The following is an 18703-nucleotide window of genomic DNA, read 5'->3' on the forward strand; positions in this document are numbered from 1 at the left end:
ATTATAATTTTAAAAGCTGTTTGCGCGTTTAATACCACGGCGGTTTTACGCAAATTAATTTAATCTTGCAGTTTATTCAACTTATCAAAATACTATGTGCGGAATTGTAGGTTATACAGGCCCAAGGGAAGCGTTCCCGGTGGTCATCAAAGGGCTCAAGCGTTTGGAATACCGCGGTTACGACAGCTCCGGTGTTGCCTTGTTGAACGACGGCAAACTCAATGTGTTCAAGAAGAAGGGAAAAGTGAGTGAGCTGGAGGAGCATGTGATCGGTAAGGATCTTCATTCGCATATCGGCATCGGGCATACACGATGGGCGACGCATGGGGAGCCGAGCGACCGCAATGCACACCCGCATCAATCGCAGAGTGGAGCGCTTGCGATGATACACAATGGCATCATCGAGAACTATACGCAGCTCAAACAGGAACTTACTTCTAAAGGCTACACCTTTAACAGCGATACGGATACGGAAGTGTTGCTGAATTTTATCGAAGACATCAAGATCAACAACAACTGCAGCGTAGAAGAAGCGTTGCGCATTGCCTTGAAACGTGTAGTGGGCGCCTATTGTATTTTGCTGATCTCCGCCGATGATCCCGAAACCATTATAGCGGCTCGCAAGGGTAGCCCGCTGGTGATCGGCATTGGCAAAGGCGAGCATTTCCTGGCAAGCGATGCTTCTCCCATTATCGAATACACCAAAGAAGTGGTGTATGTAAACGACTACGAAATCGCCATCGTAAAACCCGATGAACTGATCTTAAAGAATCTCGGCAACGAAAAACAAACACCCTTCATCACCCGGCTCGATATGGAACTGGCGCGGATCGAGAAAGGCGGTTACGATCATTTCATGCTGAAAGAGATCCACGAACAGCCGGATACCATTTTTGATTGCCTGCGCGGAAGATTGCTTGCGCAAAGCGGGCAGATCATGATGAGTGGTGTGGAGAACCATCTGGACGCATTCATCAACGCACCGCGCATCATCATTGTTGCCTGCGGAACGAGCTGGCATGCAGGACTGGTTGCTGAATACCTGATCGAGGAATTGTGCCGCATCCCGGTTGAGGTTGAGTACGCGTCTGAGTTCCGCTACCGCAACCCGGTGGTGCACAAAGGAGATGTGATCATCGCCATCTCCCAAAGCGGGGAAACCGCAGACACGCTGGTGGCCCTCGAAAGCGCGAAGGAAAACGGCGCCTTTATCTTCGGCGTGGTGAATGCCGTTGGCAGCAGTATTTCGAGGCTGAGTCATGCAGGCGCCTACACACACTCCGGACCAGAGATCGGTGTTGCCAGCACCAAGGCATTTACAGGCCAGTTGGCCGTACTTACCATGATGGCGCTCAAGATCGGTTTTGCAAAAGGAACGATCGACGAAACGCGTTACCAGCATTTATTGGTTGAGCTGGAAGCTGTTCCGGAAAAAGTAAAAGAGATCCTGAAAGACACATCCGCCATCGAACGCATTGCAAAAAAATACAAAGACGCTTCCGATTTTCTTTTCCTGGGCCGGGGATACAATTTCCCCATCGCGCTCGAGGGCGCATTAAAGCTGAAAGAGATTTCTTACATACACGCAGAAGGATACCCTGCCGCAGAAATGAAACACGGGCCGATCGCCCTGGTAGACGACCAGTTGCCGGTTGTGTTTGTGGCAACAAAAGATTCCTATTACCAGAAGATCGTTTCAAACGTACAGGAGATCAAGGCACGCAAGGGAAAAGTGATCTGTGTTGCCACGGCAGGCGATGATGTGATCCCAGGAATGGCAGACGATGTAATGCTGGTGCCCGATGCCGATGAGGCCATCGCACCCTTGCTGAGCGTTATTCCTTTACAATTGCTGAGTTATTATGTTGGCCTGGCAAAAGGGCTTGATGTTGACAAACCACGCAACCTGGCCAAAAGCGTAACCGTTGAATAAACGTTTAAACGGCTAAAAAAAATACAGATGCTGCAGAATATCATAAGTAAAACGCCTTTGGATGATTTGGGTTACGATTTCGTCAAAGCGCCTTACCTGCCAAAAGGCAAAGACGAATTTTACCTGCGCAATATGCAGATCAGGAACGGCATCAACTACCGCCAGCTGTCTGCTTACGAAATAGAAATGCTTGTGCGCAACGGCAACACAAGCGATAACTGGAACAACATTCTCGTATCCGATGCATTCAACGCCGAGCTGGTAAAGAACTGCAAGTTCTACGGGCTGGTGCGCATCGGGAAGCTGGAGCCTTTTTGCCTGGGGTTCAGCGATCTGAAAACACCGGTGGGTTTGTACAATTCCACCATCATCAGTTGCGATTTTGGCGACAATGTGGTGATCGATAACGTAAGTTATCTATCGCATTACATCATCGGCAGCGAAGTGATCATTACCAATGTGAACGAACTGGTAACCACCAACCACGCCAAGTTCGGCAACGGCATTATCAAAGAGGGCGAACCGGAAAATGTGCGCATCTGGGTTGAGTTGTGCAATGAAAACACGGGAAGGAAAGTAATGCCGTTCAACGGCATGCTCGCAGGCGATGCCTTTCTGTGGAGTCGCTTCAGGAACGACAAAGTGCTGCAGGATAAATTCAAACAATTTACCGAACAGAAATTTGACAACAGGCGCGGGTATTACGGAAAGATCGGCGACAGGACCGTGATCAAGAACTGCAAGATCATCAAAGACGTGTGGGTGGGAACGGATGCTTATTTCAAAGGTGCAAACAAGCTCAAGAACCTCACCGTTAATTCCGGTGCCGAAGGAAGAACGCAGATTGGCGAGGGTTGCGAAATCGTGAATGGCATCATTGGTTTCGGGTGCAGGTTGTTTTATGGTGTGAAGGCCGTCCGTTTTATCATGGCATCGCATTCGCAACTGAAGTATGGCGCAAGGCTGATCAACTCTTACCTTGGCAACAATGCAACCATTTCTTGCTGCGAAGTTTTGAATTCGCTGATTTTCCCTGCGCATGAGCAGCACCACAACAATTCTTTTTTGTGTGCGGCGTTGGTGATGGGGCAGAGCAACATCGCCGCAGGCGCCACCATCGGCTCCAACCACAACAGCAGGAGCGCAGATGGCGAGATCATTACCGGGCGCGGATTCTGGCCGGGTTTGTGTGTGAGCCTGAAACACAATTCAAGGTTTGCAAGCTTTACCATTTTAAGCAAAGGCGATTATCCAGCGGAACTCGACATCAGCTTCCCGTTTGCATTGGTGAGCAACGATGTGAGTAAAGACAGGCTCACCATCATGCCAGGATACTGGTTCCTCTATAACCTGTATGCGCTCGCGCGTAACTCGTGGAAGTATGTAGACAGGGACAAACGCACGGAAAAAATACAATTGCTCGAATACGATTTTCTCGCGCCGGATACGGTAAACGAGATCTTTACCTCGCTCAGCCTGCTGGAAACCGCCACTGGCAAGGCCTACAGGCTTGCAGGAAACAACGAACAAAAGTTTGCCGACGATCAGGCCGCGGGAAAATATTTATTGAAAAGCAACAACAGGATCGTTAACGACCTGGAGATCACGATGGATGGCGTGGAAAACAGCAAGCGCAAAACGGTATTGCTGAAAACATTGCCTGCGTACCGGATCTACGAAGAACTGGTGATCTATTATGGAACGCTGCAGTTGCTTTCGCTCATCAGGGAAAACAAGATCGCTTCGCTGGAGGAATTGAGGTCGGCGCTCCCGTCGAAAGCGGCGAGAACAGAATGGATGAACATTGGCGGGCAACTGGTGCCGGCAGATGATATTGCGTTACTGAAAGAAAGGATCAAAACAGGAAAAATAAAATCATGGGATGCGATCCATGAATTTTATACGGCGCAGGGAGAAAAATACCCGCAACAGAAATTAAAACATGCACTTGCTTCACTGGCGGAGATCACAGGCATCAACCTGAAAAAAATAGATACCCATCAATTTGCCAACCTCCTGAACGGCGCAGTGGCCACGAAAGAATGGATCACCAAAGGGATCAAAGACGCAAGGGAAAAAGACTACCAGAACCCTTACCGCAAAATGGTATATGAAAATACCGGCGAAATGAACACCGTACTGGGGAAATTAAGCGACAACGGCTTTATCAACGACCAGATCGAAGAACTAAAAGAATTCAAAGCCGAGGTAGCGGCGTTAAGAAAGAAATTCAAAACCAAATAGAAACACAAATACGAAGTACGGGAATTAAGATCCGTACTTCGTATTTCTATGTGTTGCTAAAAAATCCGGGTTAAAACCGCAGGCCAAGTCCCAACTGGATCTGCTGGTTCGTCCATTTGTCTTTGTTGTCGATGTCGTTGATGTTTTGCAGCCCGATGTTATAACGGCCGTAGATACGAAGTATCTTGAAATTGAGCTGGGCACCGGCTACCAGTGCAAAGTCTCCGTCTTTAAAAGCGTCCTGGCCATTTTGCAGCAGGTTCTTGTTGTTGTTCAGCAAGATGCTGTACTGCGGCCCGGCATTCAACGAAAGGATACTGCCCACGTTGTAACGCAGCAACAAAGGAATGCTCAGGTAATTGAGCTTTACTTTATCGTCTCCGCTGAGGGTCGGGTTAACTGCCGTTGTATAAACGGTTTTAAAATTAGAGGGCTTGGAAGTTGTCTGGCTGAACAATACCTCGGGTTGGATCCCCCATTTTTTATTGAAATCGATTTCGAGAAATCCACCGGCATGGTAAGAAAAATCAAAACCATCGTTGAACGACTGGCCCGAGATCTTGTTGAGGTTTCCACCAACTTTAACGCCCAGCCTGATACCCTGTGCCTGTGATACCGATGCAACTGCGATCAGTACCAAAACTGACAAAACTACTTTCTTCATACAATTGATTTGTTTTACTAGCTATTTCCAATGACCGTGCCAGAATCCACGCCGGGTTCGGTCTTTACAGGTTTCGGTTGATTTTTTTGATGACCGGCAAGACCCGTTCATTGCCACGGTTCCTAAACCAACTCGATCACCGTGATCTCCGGCAGGATCCCCACCCTGCCCGGGTAACCGATAAAGCCGTAGCCGCGGTTTACATAGAGTTTTTGATTTCCGTCCTGGTATAAACCCGCCCATTGTTTGTACATCCACTGTACGGGGCTCCACTTGAAATAAGGGTTCTCCAGGCCAAATTGCATACCGTGGGTATGACCGGCAAGCATAAGGTTGATGTCGGGATATTTGGGTTTCACCTCCGCATCCCAATGGCTGGGGTCGTGGCTCAGTAATATTTTGAAAGGGATGTTCTCTGTGCCGGGGTATGCCTCATGCATTTTACCGTATTTGGGAAAACGGCCTTTTGCGCCCCAGTTCTCGATGCCCAACAGGGCAATCTGCTCGTTGTTGCGGGTAAGCAGTACATGCTCATTCATCAGCAGGCGCCAGCCCAGGTTGGCATGCACCTGCTTAAGGCTCTCGAGGTTCTCTTTTTTTGCCTGCGGCGATGGCCACGAAACATAATCCCCGTAATCGTGGTTTCCCAATGAGCTGTAAACACCCATCGGGGCCTTGAGGCGGTTGAACACGTCCATGTATTCGGTCATTTCTTCGGCACGGTCGTTCACAAGATCGCCGGTGAAAAGAATGAGATCGGGTTTTTCGGCCAATATCATATCAACCCCCCGGTTTACCGCGGCTTTGTTCTGGAAACTTCCACTGTGTATATCGCTGATGTGAACGAGCTTTAACCCCTTGAACGAGGCAGGGAGACCCGCGAATTCGAGTTTAAGCTTTTTTACCTGGTATTTATACTTGTTGCTGAACCCATACATCAGCGTGCCGAAAAGCCCGCCGCCCAATCCGAGCCCCAGCCAGCTGAGGAATGTGGACCTCGGGATCGAGTTCCCTTCGCCCATAAAGCGCGCGCCCGTGTCGGGCAGCAGTCTACCAAGCAGGAAGATGGATCCCCGGCGGAGATCGTCGGCCACGAAAAACACCACCCCCACCAGTTTCGCAAAAAACAACCCCACCAGTATCGCAAATACATAGTTGCGGAAGAGCTTCGAGGTCTGCAAAGTGTAGATATACGGAAAAGCCAGCAACGCCAGCAATGTGAGCCCGGAAACGACCCAATAGCTTACATGAATGATCGTACGCATACGCTCGTTTGCATTCTGCGTTACGGTACGTAGAGCCTGGAAAACATAGAGATCAAGGAGGAACATGATCGCTGCTATGATCCACCAGGTGCTTGCATTTCTCATCAAATGATCGTTTATGTGTTATTAGTAGACGGCTGTGGTACCGGATTATTGTAAAAGTACGGGGTAGGACGTTCGGATTACCATCAAAGCAGTCCCTGGATCGGTTATAAAGAACAATTCCATAAAACGGCGGGGCTGCCGGGGCAGTCTGAAAAATTCACCCGTCCTGGCTAAAACCGTACTTAATGGTTCTGAACCCGTTGCTTTGCAACAATTCTTTCGCCACATCTTCCCTAAACCGTATTTTTGACGACTTTCAAAAGAAAGTGGCCGTTTATGAAATTGACCTATTACGGACATTCCTGTTTTGGCGTGGAGATCAAAGGAAAAAAGATCCTGTTCGATCCCTTCATTACGTACAACGAGCTGGCCAAAGACGTACAGGTTGATTCGATAGAAGCCGATTACATCTTTCTTTCCCACGGGCACAACGACCATACGGCGGATTGCATCAGTATTGCCGGGCGCACGGGCTGTAAAGTGGTGGCCAGCTGGGAAATAACCGAATGGCTCAGCAAGAACGGGATCACCAATACGCACCCGATGAACACGGGCGGCAAATGGAACTTTGATTTCGGAACGGTAAAATGTGTTGTGGCCCAGCACAGCAGCGGTTTGCCCGATGGCAGCTACGGCGGCAACCCGATGGGTTTTATTTTTACCACCGGTGAGGGCACGTTTTATTATGCGGGCGATACTGCGCTCACGCTCGATATGCAGCTCATACCCACCTGGGCCAAACTCGATTTCGCCATCCTCCCGATCGGGGATAATTTTACGATGGATGTGGCGGATGCGGTTCGCGCCGCTGATTTCATCGCCTGCAACACCGTTGTTGGCGTGCACTACGATACATTCGGTTTTATCAAAATAAACAAAGAAGAAGCAAAACAGTCGTTTGAAAAAGCGGGAAAGAAGTTATTATTGCCGTCTATTTCAGAAACGATAGAACTCTAAAATATTTAAACAAAACCCCTTCCAGGGGCCCAGGGGGATAAAAATGGCAAGAATCATCGGCGTAGCCAATCAAAAAGGCGGGGTAGGTAAAACAACATCAGCTATCAACGTAGCGGCCAGTCTCGCTGTGCTCGAGTTCAAAACATTGCTGGTTGATGCCGACCCGCAGGCAAACAGTACCACGGGCGTGGGCTTCGACCTGCACAACATCACCAACAGTTTGTACGACTGCATGGTGAACAATGTTCAGGCCGCAGACGTGATCCTGAAAAGCGATGTGCCCAACCTCGATATCATTCCATCGCACATCGACCTGGTTGGTGCGGAAATTGAAATGATCAATTACCCGAACCGCGAAAATGTGCTGAAAGGGATCCTGGATGCGGTGCGCGACAGGTACGACTTTATCATCATCGATTGCTCACCGTCGCTCGGCCTGATCACGGTAAATTCACTGGTTGCATCCGACAGCGTGATCGTTCCGGTACAATGCGAATTTTTTGCGCTGGAAGGGCTTGGAAAATTGCTGAACACGATCAAGATCGTACAAAGCCGGCTCAACCCCGACCTGCAGATAGAAGGCATCCTGATGACCATGTACGATGGCCGTCTTCGCCTTTGTAACCAGGTGGTGAGCGAAGTAAGAAGGCATTTCGATGATATGGTTTTCGATACCATCATCCACCGGAATACCAGGTTAAGCGAGGCCCCGAGCGTTGGCAAACCGGTAGTGTTGTACGACGCGGAAAGCAAGGGCGCCGTAAATTACCTCAACCTCGCAAAAGAGATTTTACAGAACAACGGGATGACGAAAATGTCGAACCAAGAGAGAATTATAGAATAATGAATTGATAATGGTTAAATTAATAATTGATAATCGGTAATTGACAGTTCGCGTTGTTACTCTTTACGGTTAGAAATTGTTAGTGGCCAATTATCGATTAACAATTATCAATTACAGATTACAATGACTACTCCTAAACAGAACAAGGACCTCATCGGGAAAGGGCTCCGCTCTTTGTTGCAGAATATCGATTCGGACCTGAAGAATACGGCAGGCTCTCTGAAGACAGATGTGGTTGAACAGGCCACTACAACCAGCCGCATCGCCTTAAAAGACATACAGGTAAACCCCAAACAGCCGCGACGCGATTTTGATGAAACTGCTTTGAACGAGCTGGCTGCTTCCATTAAGATACACGACATCATTCAACCGCTTACCGTTTCAAAACTGGCAAACGGCAAGTACCAGCTGATCGCGGGTGAACGCCGCTTCAGGGCTTCGAAGATCGCGGGCTTAACAGATGTGCCCGCGTACATACGCCAGGCAAACGACCAGCAGTTGCTCGAACTCGCCCTGCTCGAAAACCTGCAGCGCGAAGACCTCAATGCTGTTGAAGTGGCGTTGAGTTACAAACGCATGATGGACGAACTCTCCTACACGCAGGAACAGGTGGCCGAAAGAATGGGAAAGGAAAGAAGCACCGTTACCAATTACATCCGGCTTTTGAAATTACCACCCGACATACAGCTTGCCGTGCGCAATGGATCATTGAGCATGGGACATGCAAGGGCATTGGTTAATATTGACACGATCGACAAGCAATTGTTTGTTTACAACGAGATCAAACAAAAAGAACTCAGCGTAAGGGCAACCGAAGAGCTGGTTCGGAACATGTACAAAGCGGATAAGCCGGGCGCTGTTAAATCTTCCGTAAAATCCGATCTGCCACCCGCATACAAAAAAATTGAGGATAATTTAGCTTCGCACTTTTCTACCAAAGTAAAGATGATCCATAACAAAAAAGGTTATGGCAGCATCACCATCGAATATTTTTCATTGGAAGAACTGAATAAGATACTGGATGCAATGAATGTTACCGTGAGCTAATCTTACATGAAATCATACAGGCTTCTCATATTATTGATCATCTGTGCATGCTGTGTTCATACAGGCCATGCGCAGGACGATAAGAAAGCCCTCACATCCGCCAACTCTTTTGCAAACAGGGATTCCGTAGACCTCATTAAAGATTCTGCCAGGAAGACCGCAACCGCCAAAAGAGATTCGGCGCGCAAAAAATTCGATCCAAAAAAAGCAACGCTGCGGTCGGCGATATTGCCGGGCTGGGGGCAGGCCTACAACAAACAATACTGGAAGATCCCTATCGTGTACGGGATCATTTCCATTCCTACCGTACTGTATTTTTACAACAACAGTTATTATAAAAAAACAAAGTTCGCTTACGAAGCATTGTATGCCTACCAGAACGGGGGCGATACAAACCTTGTAAAGCAGATCGATAAATCGATCAAGAACCAGGACGGCTCCCTGCTCAGTATCAACAGCTACCAATCGTACCGCAATGCATTCCGCCAGGGCCGCGATTACGCGGTGTTGTGGTTCCTGCTCGCGTGGGGACTACAGGTTGCAGACGCCACCGTATTTGGCCACCTCAACCAGTTCGACGTAAGCAGCGACCTCTCCATGGAGATCACTCCTACCTTCAGTCCCGTTACCCGGACGCCCGGGCTCGGCCTCACGCTTAACCTCAAACCCCCGACCCGAAAGGCAACAGTGGTTGTGCGTTGATGTATTATCTTCGTGAACAGGGATGTGAAGGGTAAGCCATTGCGCGCCATTCAACACACCATACAGGAAAAATAAAATGACAGCATGAACATAGCACTCATCGGTTACGGAAAAATGGGCAGGGCCATTGAAGAAATTGCTTTGGGAAAAGGGCATCACATCGTTTTGAAGATCGATGTTGACAATGCGGCCGACCTCAACAAAGAAAATATTTCAAAAGCCGATGTGGCCATCGAATTTACCGGCCCGCACAGTGCCTTTGCGAATGTGATGAAATGCCTGGAGCTGGGTGTGCCGGTAGTGTGTGGTTCTACGGGATGGCTCGAACATTTTGAAGATGCAAAAAAGTATTGCGAACAACAGAACGGAACCCTGGTTTATGCAAGCAATTACAGCATTGGCGTGAACCTTTTTTTTGAATTGAATACAAGGCTGGCGGCATTGATGAAAGACTATCCGTCTTACAATGTATCGATGGAAGAGATCCACCACACGCAGAAAAAAGATGCGCCGAGCGGAACGGCGATCACGCTGGCGGAACAGATCTTACTGAACAACCCGGCGAAAAAACGCTGGGTAAACCAGCCAACCGATATTGCGGAAGAGCTTTCGATCGTGTCGGAACGGATCGACCCGGCGCCGGGCACCCACAAAATAAAATATTCATCCATGGTAGATGATATAGAGATCATCCATACCGCCCACAACCGCATCGGTTTCGCCGGCGGCGCCGTACTTGCTGCAGAATTTGCCCCGGGAAAGAAAGGAGTGTTTGGAATGAAGGATGTATTGGGATTGTGACCCGGCCGCAAGCATCCTGCTATATCTTGATCGCGATCCCACCCTTGAACAATACCGCATTGTTGGTATAGCCATACACTTTGTATCCCGAGTAAGCCGCACCGATTTCGAAGAAACCAAGTTTGGCGCCGGCGCCCAGTTCATAAAGTACCGGCGATTCGCCGCCGCCGGTGGCAAGACCCAGGTTGCCGTTAAGAAAGAGGCCGAGCAACAGGTATTGCCTGATGCCAACTTTGATGGGCGTAACATTTACATGTCCCTTGCCTGCAAGCGAACCCGTGGTTGATCCCGGGATATTATAACGAATGCTTCCAACCGAACCCATGATCATGGTTTTACCAAGACCCACGCCACCGCCTATTTCATACCCAATGCCATAATTGGAATAATTCTTGAAATCGCCACCGGTATTTGCGTAGGTAAAGTTGCCGAAAGCAAGCGCCTTGGGCAATTGAGCCGAAACAGCGGTGAAAAACAGGTTACCGGCCAATAATAAGATTGAAAATTGAACTAACTTTCGCATTTTTAGTACTTTATTTGTGAATTAATCCGGCGAAAAACGACCTTCGCCGTGTTAATGATACAAAAATCATGCTATCTAAGAAAACACAATATGCGTTCAAGGCCCTCACATTTATCGCTGAGCGGAAAAAAGACGGGCCCGTACTGATAGCAGAGATCGCAAAGAAAAAAAAGATCCCCCTCAAGTTCCTCGAAAATATTTTGCTGGAACTCAGGAAAGCCGGGTTGCTCGAAAGCAAGAAAGGCAAGGGCGGCGGTTATTTTTTTAATGTTGATCCCAAAGACATCCGCCTTGCACAGGTAATGCGGCTGATCGAGGGGCCCATTGCACTTCTCCCCTGCGTGAGCCTCAATTTTTACGAACGCTGTAAAGACTGCGATGAAAAAAAATGCGGGCTGAACAGGGTTATGATACAGGTACGCGACAATATGCTCGAGGTCCTGGAAAACAAAACGGTGTACGACCTGGTAGCAAAATAATAAACACCCAAATATCAAAATCAAAACAAAAACCATGAAAAGAATTATTGTTATTCTTCTATGCCTGCCTATGTTCGCGGGAGCACAGAGCCTGATCGGTGGCAAGAACGTGATCCGCTGGAACATTGGCTCACTCGCTTTGAAGAACTACCACTTCACTTATGAAAGAGTGATCGCCAAACGCGTTACCCTTTCCCTCAGTTACCGTACCATGCCAAAAGGCGATGTCCCCTTCAAGAGCCAGCTCGAAAAAGCCATTGAGAGTGATGATATCAACTTCAGCAATTTCCAGATGGGCAACACTGCCTGGACCGTTGAGGGAAGGATCTACCTCGGCAAAGGCGGTATGAGAGGATTTTACATCGCTCCTTACCTGCGCTTCGCAAACTTCGATTTGAGCACACCGGTGAAATACACGTACACTTCTACAAGCGGGCCTACTGCAGGCCAAAGCTTCAGCAAAGAGGCCAACTTTGTTGGGAAAGTAAAATCAACCAGCCCGGGTTTGATGATCGGTTGGCAGATCCAGCTCGCAAGCAAATTTGTGCTCGATCTCCAATTGCTCGGCGGCCACTACGGTACAAGCAAGGGAGACTTGAACTTTGCAACCACACTTAACAGCGACGAGCAAAATGCATTGAACCAAAGTTTGAAAGACATCAAAGCAGATCCTTTCAAATTTACCTACACCGTTAATGGCAGTGGCGCCCAGATTAAAACAGACGGCCCATGGGCAGGTGTGAGGGCGAATATTGGTATCGGTTTCCGGTTCTAAGTTCGGGTAACCGATCGTGAATAATCAGCAGTAAAACCGCAATAAAAAACGCGCATCAATGGATGCGCGTTTTTTATTGACTATTCGTTTGCAGCAAAAGCATGAGGTTTGCCATCACAACTATCGCAGGTTCTCAAACATATCCGCAGTCATTTTTTTCAGATCGAATTCAGGTTTCCATCCCCAGTCGTTTGCAGCAACGCTGTCGTCGATGCTTTGTGGCCAGCTGTTGGCGATCTCCTGGCGGTAGTCTGGCTCGTAAGAAATCTTGAAACCCGGAACATGCCCGCTTATTTCTGCAGCGATCTCTTTGGGCGAGAAGCTCATTCCTGAAATATTATACGATGTGCGCACCTTGATATTCTCCGATGGTGCATTCATCAGCTCGAGTGTGGCGCGGATGGCATCCGGCATATACATCATGGGAAGATAGGTGTCTTCCGACAAGAAACATTTATATGCCTTGTGTTCAAGCGCCTCGTGGAAAATGGCCACAGCGTAATCGGTAGTGCCACCACCGGGTTCGGATTTGTAACTGATGAGCCCCGGGTAACGGATGCTGCGTACATCAACACCATACCTGTTGTGGTAATAGTTGCACCAGAATTCACCGGCATATTTACTGATGCCATAAACGGTAGAGGGTTCGATGATGGTTTGTTGCGGACAATTCTTTTTAGGAGACGTTGGCCCAAACACAGCAATACTGCTTGGCCAGTATACCTTGTGTAATTTTTCTTCGCGGGCAATGTCGAGCACATTTAACAAACCCTGCATGTTCAGGTGCCACGCGAGGTTCGGATTTTTTTCGCCGGTGGCGGACAAAATAGCAGCAAGCAGGTAGATCTGCGTGATGTTCTGGCGGATGACCTGTACATGCAGCATTTCCTTGTTCATCACATCAAGACTCACATAGGGGCCCGTGCCTTCGAGCAGGGGATTCTGCTCGCGCAGGTCGGAGGCGATCACGTTGGCATTCCCATACTGTTTGCGCAGGGCCATCGTAAGCTCCACGCCAATCTGGCCCGAAGCGCCGATTACGAGTATTTTATCTTTGTTAACAGACATTGGCAATCGTTTTTGCAAATGTAAGGGACAGGAAGGAAGAATACAGGCACACAAGACAACCTTTACCCGCCGCCAACTGAACGCCGTTGTACCTCCCGCTCTTGTTTCTTTTCTTTAGCTTTGCCATTCCTAAATCAAAAATATGCTTCCATCATTCCTGCAGGATCTTTTCAAGGACCAATCGTACAACCCCGATCATTTCTTTCTCATCGCCGGTCCATGCGTGGTAGAGAATGAAGAACTGGTGATGGAAGTGGCCCATAAAGTTTCTTCTATCTGCAAGCGCCTCGAGGTTCCATACGTATTCAAAGCAAGCTACCGCAAGGCAAACCGGACGAGCGCAAATTCTTTTACGGGTATTGGCGACGACAATGGTTTGTCGCTCATCAAAAAAGTGGGTGAAGCTTTCAACCTCCCCACCACTTCGGATATACACGCGCACGAGGAAGCGGCGATGGCGGCCCCGTTTATTGATATTTTACAGATACCTGCGTTTCTATGCCGGCAGACAGACCTTTTGGTGGCCGCAGCGGAAACGGGGAAGATCGTGAACGTGAAAAAAGGACAGTTTCTCAGCGGGCCGTCGATGAAATTTGCGGCAGACAAAATCAAAAAAGCAGGCAATGAAAAAGTAATGCTTACGGAACGGGGCAACACGTTCGGATACACGGATCTCGTGGTTGACTACCGCAACATCACCTGGATGAAAGAAATAGGCGTGCCGGTGATCATGGATTGCACGCATTCGCTCCAGCAGCCCAACCAGACCTCCGGCGTAACGGGCGGTAACCCGCAACTCATCGGAACCGTTGCGAGTGCGGCCATTGCAACGGGTGCGGATGGATTGTTTATTGAAACGCACCCCGACCCTTCCTGCGCCCTTAGCGATGGCGCCAACATGCTCCGCCTCGACCTGCTCGAGGGGCTGCTCGAGAAACTGGTGAAACTGAGGAAAGCGGTGGTGTAGCGTTGAAAGTTTGGGGCCGGCGGGTGATTACCTACCAGTTCCGCAACGGGTTTCTTTTGCCCGCAAGGATGTAGTTTTTGATATTGATCCAGAATGCGAGGATCATGTATAATATAACAGGCGATCCTAACGTGAGAAAAGAAATATAGATGAACCACAAACGGATACGCGAAGAGGCAATACCCAGTTTTTCGCCTATTTTGGCACAAACGCCAAAGGCGTTCAATTCAAGAAATTCCCTGATCTTTTGCATAGCTCACTGGTTTACGATGCGGGGGGAGCGCATTTCTCCTGCAATTTAGGAAATCGGTCTATAAAAGTGTAAAACCATTTTTTAGCGCCGCCTGTTTTTCGTAAATTCGCGGCACCTGCACGTCTTTTTTGACTCAAAATAGTACCAAAAGCTGAAGTGAGTGACACAAGGGACGATGCCATGAAAAACAAATGCCGGACAAACACCAGCCTTTGTGCCCCTTTTTTAAGAATTAAAATTGATAGTTTATGGCTTTTGACATTGAAATGATCAAAAAGGTATACGCCGAAATGCCCGCGAAAGTGGATGCAGCCCGTAAAACACTGGGGAGGCCGCTTACTTTGAGTGAAAAAATATTGTTTGCACACGTGCATGCTGATTATAAAGCCGCCTCGTTTGAGCGCGGCAAAAGTTATGTTGATTTTGCGCCGGACCGCGTTGCCATGCAGGATGCTACCGCACAGATGGCCCTGCTCCAGTTCATGCAGGCGGGCAGGCCCAAGGTGGCCGTTCCGTCTACCGTACACTGCGACCACCTGATCACCGCGAAAGTGGAGGCCAAACAGGATCTGCAGGTGGCCAATATGGAGAGCAAAGAAGTGTACGATTTTCTTGCTTCTGTTTCCAATAAATACGGCATCGGGTTCTGGAAACCGGGTGCGGGCATCATTCACCAGGTGGTGCTTGAAAATTATGCTTTCCCGGGGGGTATGATGATCGGTACGGATTCGCACACCGTTAATGCGGGTGGCCTCGGGATGATCGCCATTGGTGTGGGCGGTGCCGATGCCTGTGATGTGATGGCAGGATTGCCATGGGAACTGAAATGGCCCAAACTGATCGGTGTGAAACTCACCGGTAAACTCAATGGCTGGACCGCTCCCAAAGATGTGATCCTGAAAGTTGCCGGCATCCTCACCGTTAAGGGCGGAACCGGTGCGATCGTTGAATATTTCGGTGAAGGTGCAACAAGCATGAGCTGCACCGGTAAAGGAACCATCTGTAACATGGGTGCCGAGATCGGTGCAACCACGTCTACCTTTGGTTACGATGCAAGCATGAGCCGCTACCTGAAAGCAACCGGCCGCGAGGAAATTGCAACCGCCGCAGACGCGATCGCCAGCTACCTCAATGCCGATAAAGAAGTGTACGAAGACCCGACCCAATATTTCGATGAAGTGATCGAGATCGATCTCAACCAGCTCGAACCCCATCTGAACGGGCCGTTTACACCAGACCTTGCGACCCCAATCTCAAAAATGAAAGAAGCCGCCGCTGCAAACGGCTGGCCAACCAAAATTGAAGTGGGCCTGATCGGCAGCTGTACCAACAGTTCTTACGAAGACATCAGTCGCGCAGTAAGCCTTGCAAAACAGGTAAAGGCAAAAGGTCTCAGTTTGAAAAGCGAGTTCACCATCACGCCCGGATCGGAGCAGGTGCGGTTTACGGTGGAGAGGGATGGTTTTCTCGATGAGTTCAACAACATCGGCGCAAAAGTTTTTGCAAATGCCTGCGGGCCGTGTATCGGTATGTGGGACCGTGTGGGTGCGGAGAAGAAGGAAAAAAATACCATCGTGCATAGTTTCAACAGGAACTTTGCAAAACGAGCAGACGGCAACCCGAATACATTTGCTTTTGTAGGATCGCCGGAACTGGTAACGGCATTGGCCATTGCGGGTGACCTGAATTTTAACCCGCTCACAGACACGCTTACCAACGACAAAGGCGAACAGGTAAAACTCGACGCCCCATCAGGGTATGAATTGCCGGTGAGAGGATTTGCAGTAGACGACCCTGGCTACCAGGCGCCGGCGGTAGATGGAAGCGGTGTAACGGTTGCGGTTGATCCTGCGAGCAAGCGCCTCCAGATCCTCGCTCCTTTTGATGCATGGGAAGGTACCGATCTGAAAGGATTGAAACTCCTCATCAAAGCAAAAGGAAAATGTACAACCGACCACATCAGTATGGCCGGTCCATGGTTGAAGTTCCGCGGCCACCTCGACAACATCAGCAACAACATGCTGATCGGTGCGGTGAATTTCTTCAATGAAAAAACAGACAATGTAAAAAACCAGCTCACCGGCGAATACGGCCCTGTACCTGCAACGCAACGCGCTTACAAAGCAGCGGGTGTGGGCAGCATCGTGGTGGGAGATGAAAACTACGGCGAAGGAAGTTCACGCGAGCACGCAGCTATGGAACCACGTTTCCTCGGTGTTCGCGCCATACTGGTGAAATCGTTCGCACGTATCCACGAAACCAACCTGAAAAAACAAGGTATGCTCGCGCTGACCTTTGTTGATAAAACCGATTACGATAAAATTCTCGAAGACGATACCATAGATATCAATGGCCTCACCACGTTTGCACCGGGCACACCGCTCACGTTAACGCTGAACCATGCAGATGGCAGCAGGCACGTGATACAGGTGCAGCACACTTACAACCAACAGCAGATCGAATGGTTTAAAGCAGGCGCGGCTTTGAATATTATCAGGAAGCAGGTGGCGGGATAATTGTTTCCTTCTAAAGACTTCTAAAGAACCTGTTTGTAGCAGGTTCTTTTTTTTTCATAAAAATGTCGTTTCAACCGTCTAGGCACTTATTAATTCAACAGGTATTTTCTACCCGTATTAATCGATAAAAATATTTTTCAGGTATCTTATCTTTCCCTGAAAAAATGGACGCGTCAATTATACAACGAAAGATATTGGAGATCAGGGGAGAAAAAGTAATACTTGATTTTGATCTTGCTATTTTATATAATGTGGAAACGAAGGTACTTAACCAAACGGTTAAACGGAATAGCAGGAGATTCCCTTCCGATTTCATGTTTCAGCTTTCGCAAACTGAGTTCCGAAACTTGAAGTCACAAATTGTGACTTCAAGTTGGGGAGGCCTTCGTAAGCGTCCATTCGCTTTTACCGAGCATGGGGTTGCAATGCTGGCTGGGATCTTGAAGTCAGAAACAGCCGTAGACACCAACGTTTTTATTATAAGAGCCTTCATCCAATTGAGACATGTAGCGGCCCAATACAAAGAACTGGCAGAAAGGCTTGCACTACTTGAGGAAAACAATGAAGAACAATTCAGGGAGATCAATGAAGTGCTTAATTACCTGGTCGACAGAAAACAGGAAGAAGACGATTACCTCAAAAACCGGCCAAGGATCGGGTTCAACAAACAGGGCTAGTGCGTCAACCTTAGTTTCCTGAAAAAATCTTCTTCGCTTACTTCGCGAACCTCCCCGGGTAACAAGCCATCCAACCCGAGGTCCTCAATGGAAACCCTGATGAGTCTTTTGCATTTGTGGTGAATGGCCCCGACCATTTTACGCACCTGGTGAAATTTTCCTTCGGTAAGGCTGATCCGCAGCCAGGTGTTTTCAACCCCTTCCCGCAATTCATACCCCGATGAAAACAGGTTTGCCGGGGGTTCCATTATGGACACATCGCAAACCCCCGTAAAATGCGTTCCGCCGTTTTTTGCGCTGATGCCGATCCCGTTCTTTAACTTTTGCAGGTTCTCGTTGCTCACCCTGTTCTTTACCTGCACCATGTAGGTGCGCACATGCGGTCTTTCTCCCTGGAAGAGCAGGCGGGTAATTTTTTGATTGGTAGTAAGCAGAAGCAGCCCCTCCGATTGATTATCGAGCCTCCCGATGGCATGCGTGCCTTCGGGAAAGTCAAAACCAAGATCACCGAGCAGGCGAACGTTGTGCGGACTCACAAACTGCGAGACCATGTTGTAGGGTTTGTTCAAAACAAAATACCGGTGCGGGGTCATACCAGCAAATTAATCAAAACATGCATCTGCTGTGGTGGTACAATATAATTTAAGTGCGCTACCTTCGTATGCATGCAACAAAAATCGAACGACCCGCTACACGGCAAAACGCTCGAGATGATCCTTACCGAGCTGGTTTCGCATTTGGGTTGGGAGGACCTGGGGCAACACATCCGCATCAATTGTTTCAACAGCGATCCCAGTATCAAATCGAGTTTGAAATTCCTGCGTAAAACGCCATGGGCCAGGAAGAAGGTGGAAGAACTCTACCTGCGGATGATCCAATAACC

The 18703-nt window shown here is 48.7% G+C and carries 19 protein-coding genes and 1 pseudogene; 14 read left to right on the plus strand and 6 right to left on the minus strand.

Annotated elements, in window-relative coordinates; all coding sequences use genetic code 11:
- The first annotated feature begins 94 nt into the window (after nt 1–94).
- Together glmS and GWC95_RS14350 are read left to right on the plus strand one after the other, a co-directional pair.
- The gene (gene glmS, locus GWC95_RS14345; protein WP_161819407.1) at nt 95–1933 is read left to right on the plus strand and encodes a glutamine--fructose-6-phosphate transaminase (isomerizing); all 1839 of its coding nucleotides are present in this window, start codon (nt 95–97) and stop codon (nt 1931–1933) included.
- Between the two features lie 27 nt (nt 1934–1960).
- On the plus strand, nt 1961–4177 hold the full coding sequence (locus tag GWC95_RS14350) for a DUF4954 family protein (RefSeq protein WP_161819408.1): 2217 nt from the start codon (nt 1961–1963) through the stop codon (nt 4175–4177).
- Between the two features lie 70 nt (nt 4178–4247).
- Here the strand turns inward: GWC95_RS14350 and GWC95_RS14355 are convergent, their stop codons facing one another.
- Nucleotides 4248–4841: a porin family protein gene (locus tag GWC95_RS14355; RefSeq protein ID WP_202630297.1), complete on the minus strand. Its 594-nt coding sequence runs from the start codon at nt 4839–4841 to the stop codon at nt 4248–4250.
- 122 nt (nt 4842–4963) lie between these two features.
- Nucleotides 4964–6211: a metallophosphoesterase gene (locus GWC95_RS14360; RefSeq protein WP_161819409.1), complete on the minus strand. Its 1248-nt coding sequence runs from the start codon at nt 6209–6211 to the stop codon at nt 4964–4966.
- A gap of 276 nt (nt 6212–6487) precedes the next feature.
- Here GWC95_RS14360 and GWC95_RS14365 point away from each other — a divergent pair, with 276 nt between their 5' ends.
- The 5 genes from GWC95_RS14365 (at nt 6488) to dapB (ending at nt 10562) form a co-directional block, all read left to right on the plus strand.
- A complete protein-coding gene (locus GWC95_RS14365; protein WP_161819410.1) occupies nt 6488–7168 on the plus strand; it encodes a metal-dependent hydrolase in 681 nt (226 codons plus the stop codon).
- 43 nt (nt 7169–7211) lie between these two features.
- Nucleotides 7212–8012 carry a ParA family protein gene (locus tag GWC95_RS14370; RefSeq protein ID WP_161819411.1) on the plus strand — a complete coding sequence of 267 codons (801 nt, stop codon included), beginning with the start codon at nt 7212–7214 and terminating at the stop codon, nt 8010–8012.
- Nucleotides 8013–8135: 123 nt separating this feature from the next.
- Nucleotides 8136–9059, plus strand: a complete 924-nt coding sequence (locus GWC95_RS14375) for a ParB/RepB/Spo0J family partition protein (RefSeq protein ID WP_161819412.1) — start codon at nt 8136–8138, stop codon at nt 9057–9059.
- 6 nt (nt 9060–9065) lie between these two features.
- The gene (locus tag GWC95_RS14380; RefSeq protein ID WP_161819413.1) at nt 9066–9761 is read left to right on the plus strand and encodes a DUF5683 domain-containing protein; all 696 of its coding nucleotides are present in this window, start codon (nt 9066–9068) and stop codon (nt 9759–9761) included.
- A gap of 84 nt (nt 9762–9845) precedes the next feature.
- Nucleotides 9846–10562 carry a 4-hydroxy-tetrahydrodipicolinate reductase gene (gene dapB / locus GWC95_RS14385; protein WP_161819414.1) on the plus strand — a complete coding sequence of 239 codons (717 nt, stop codon included), beginning with the start codon at nt 9846–9848 and terminating at the stop codon, nt 10560–10562.
- A gap of 19 nt (nt 10563–10581) precedes the next feature.
- Here the strand turns inward: dapB and GWC95_RS14390 are convergent, their stop codons facing one another.
- Nucleotides 10582–11085 carry a hypothetical protein gene (locus GWC95_RS14390; protein WP_161819415.1) on the minus strand — a complete coding sequence of 168 codons (504 nt, stop codon included), beginning with the start codon at nt 11083–11085 and terminating at the stop codon, nt 10582–10584.
- A gap of 68 nt (nt 11086–11153) precedes the next feature.
- On the opposite strand from GWC95_RS14390, the gene GWC95_RS14395 reads away from it, so the two are divergent.
- Together GWC95_RS14395 and GWC95_RS14400 are read left to right on the plus strand one after the other, a co-directional pair.
- Nucleotides 11154–11564, plus strand: a complete 411-nt coding sequence (locus GWC95_RS14395; protein WP_161819416.1) for an RrF2 family transcriptional regulator — start codon at nt 11154–11156, stop codon at nt 11562–11564.
- Between the two features lie 34 nt (nt 11565–11598).
- Nucleotides 11599–12339 carry a DUF3575 domain-containing protein gene (locus GWC95_RS14400; protein WP_161819417.1) on the plus strand — a complete coding sequence of 247 codons (741 nt, stop codon included), beginning with the start codon at nt 11599–11601 and terminating at the stop codon, nt 12337–12339.
- A gap of 120 nt (nt 12340–12459) precedes the next feature.
- Here GWC95_RS14400 and GWC95_RS14405 read toward each other — a convergent pair whose 3' ends face one another.
- Entirely contained in the window at nt 12460–13407 is a 948-nt protein-coding gene (locus GWC95_RS14405) for an NAD-dependent epimerase/dehydratase family protein (RefSeq protein ID WP_161819418.1), read from the minus strand.
- Between the two features lie 142 nt (nt 13408–13549).
- Between GWC95_RS14405 and kdsA the strand changes: the two genes are divergently transcribed.
- Nucleotides 13550–14374: a 3-deoxy-8-phosphooctulonate synthase gene (kdsA, locus tag GWC95_RS14410; RefSeq protein WP_161819419.1), complete on the plus strand. Its 825-nt coding sequence runs from the start codon at nt 13550–13552 to the stop codon at nt 14372–14374.
- 31 nt (nt 14375–14405) lie between these two features.
- Here kdsA and GWC95_RS14415 read toward each other — a convergent pair whose 3' ends face one another.
- On the minus strand, nt 14406–14627 hold the full coding sequence (locus tag GWC95_RS14415) for a PspC domain-containing protein (protein WP_161819420.1): 222 nt from the start codon (nt 14625–14627) through the stop codon (nt 14406–14408).
- A 248-nt stretch (nt 14628–14875) separates the two neighbouring features.
- Between GWC95_RS14415 and GWC95_RS14420 the strand changes: the two genes are divergently transcribed.
- From GWC95_RS14420 to GWC95_RS19795, 3 genes and pseudogenes are all read left to right on the plus strand, one after another.
- Nucleotides 14876–17143, plus strand: coding sequence for an aconitate hydratase (locus tag GWC95_RS14420; protein WP_161819421.1), 2268 nt, complete (start codon nt 14876–14878; stop codon nt 17141–17143).
- Nucleotides 17144–17307: 164 nt separating this feature from the next.
- A pseudogene (locus GWC95_RS19790) lies at nt 17308–17520 on the plus strand (ORF6N domain-containing protein); the annotation flags it as partial.
- A gap of 63 nt (nt 17521–17583) precedes the next feature.
- The gene (locus GWC95_RS19795) at nt 17584–17820 is read left to right on the plus strand and encodes a hypothetical protein (protein WP_237722257.1); all 237 of its coding nucleotides are present in this window, start codon (nt 17584–17586) and stop codon (nt 17818–17820) included.
- Here GWC95_RS19795 and GWC95_RS14430 read toward each other — a convergent pair.
- Nucleotides 17817–18413: a pseudouridine synthase gene (locus tag GWC95_RS14430; protein WP_161819423.1), complete on the minus strand. Its 597-nt coding sequence runs from the start codon at nt 18411–18413 to the stop codon at nt 17817–17819. The two genes, GWC95_RS19795 and GWC95_RS14430, sit on opposite strands and share 4 nt — an antisense overlap.
- 72 nt (nt 18414–18485) lie before the next feature.
- Here GWC95_RS14430 and GWC95_RS14435 point away from each other — a divergent pair, with 72 nt between their 5' ends.
- Nucleotides 18486–18701, plus strand: a complete 216-nt coding sequence (locus GWC95_RS14435) for a VF530 family protein (protein ID WP_161819424.1) — start codon at nt 18486–18488, stop codon at nt 18699–18701.
- Nucleotides 18702–18703: the final 2 nt, after the last annotated feature.

The organism is Sediminibacterium roseum (genome assembly GCF_009939005.1).
Classification (GTDB): domain Bacteria; phylum Bacteroidota; class Bacteroidia; order Chitinophagales; family Chitinophagaceae; genus Sediminibacterium; species Sediminibacterium roseum.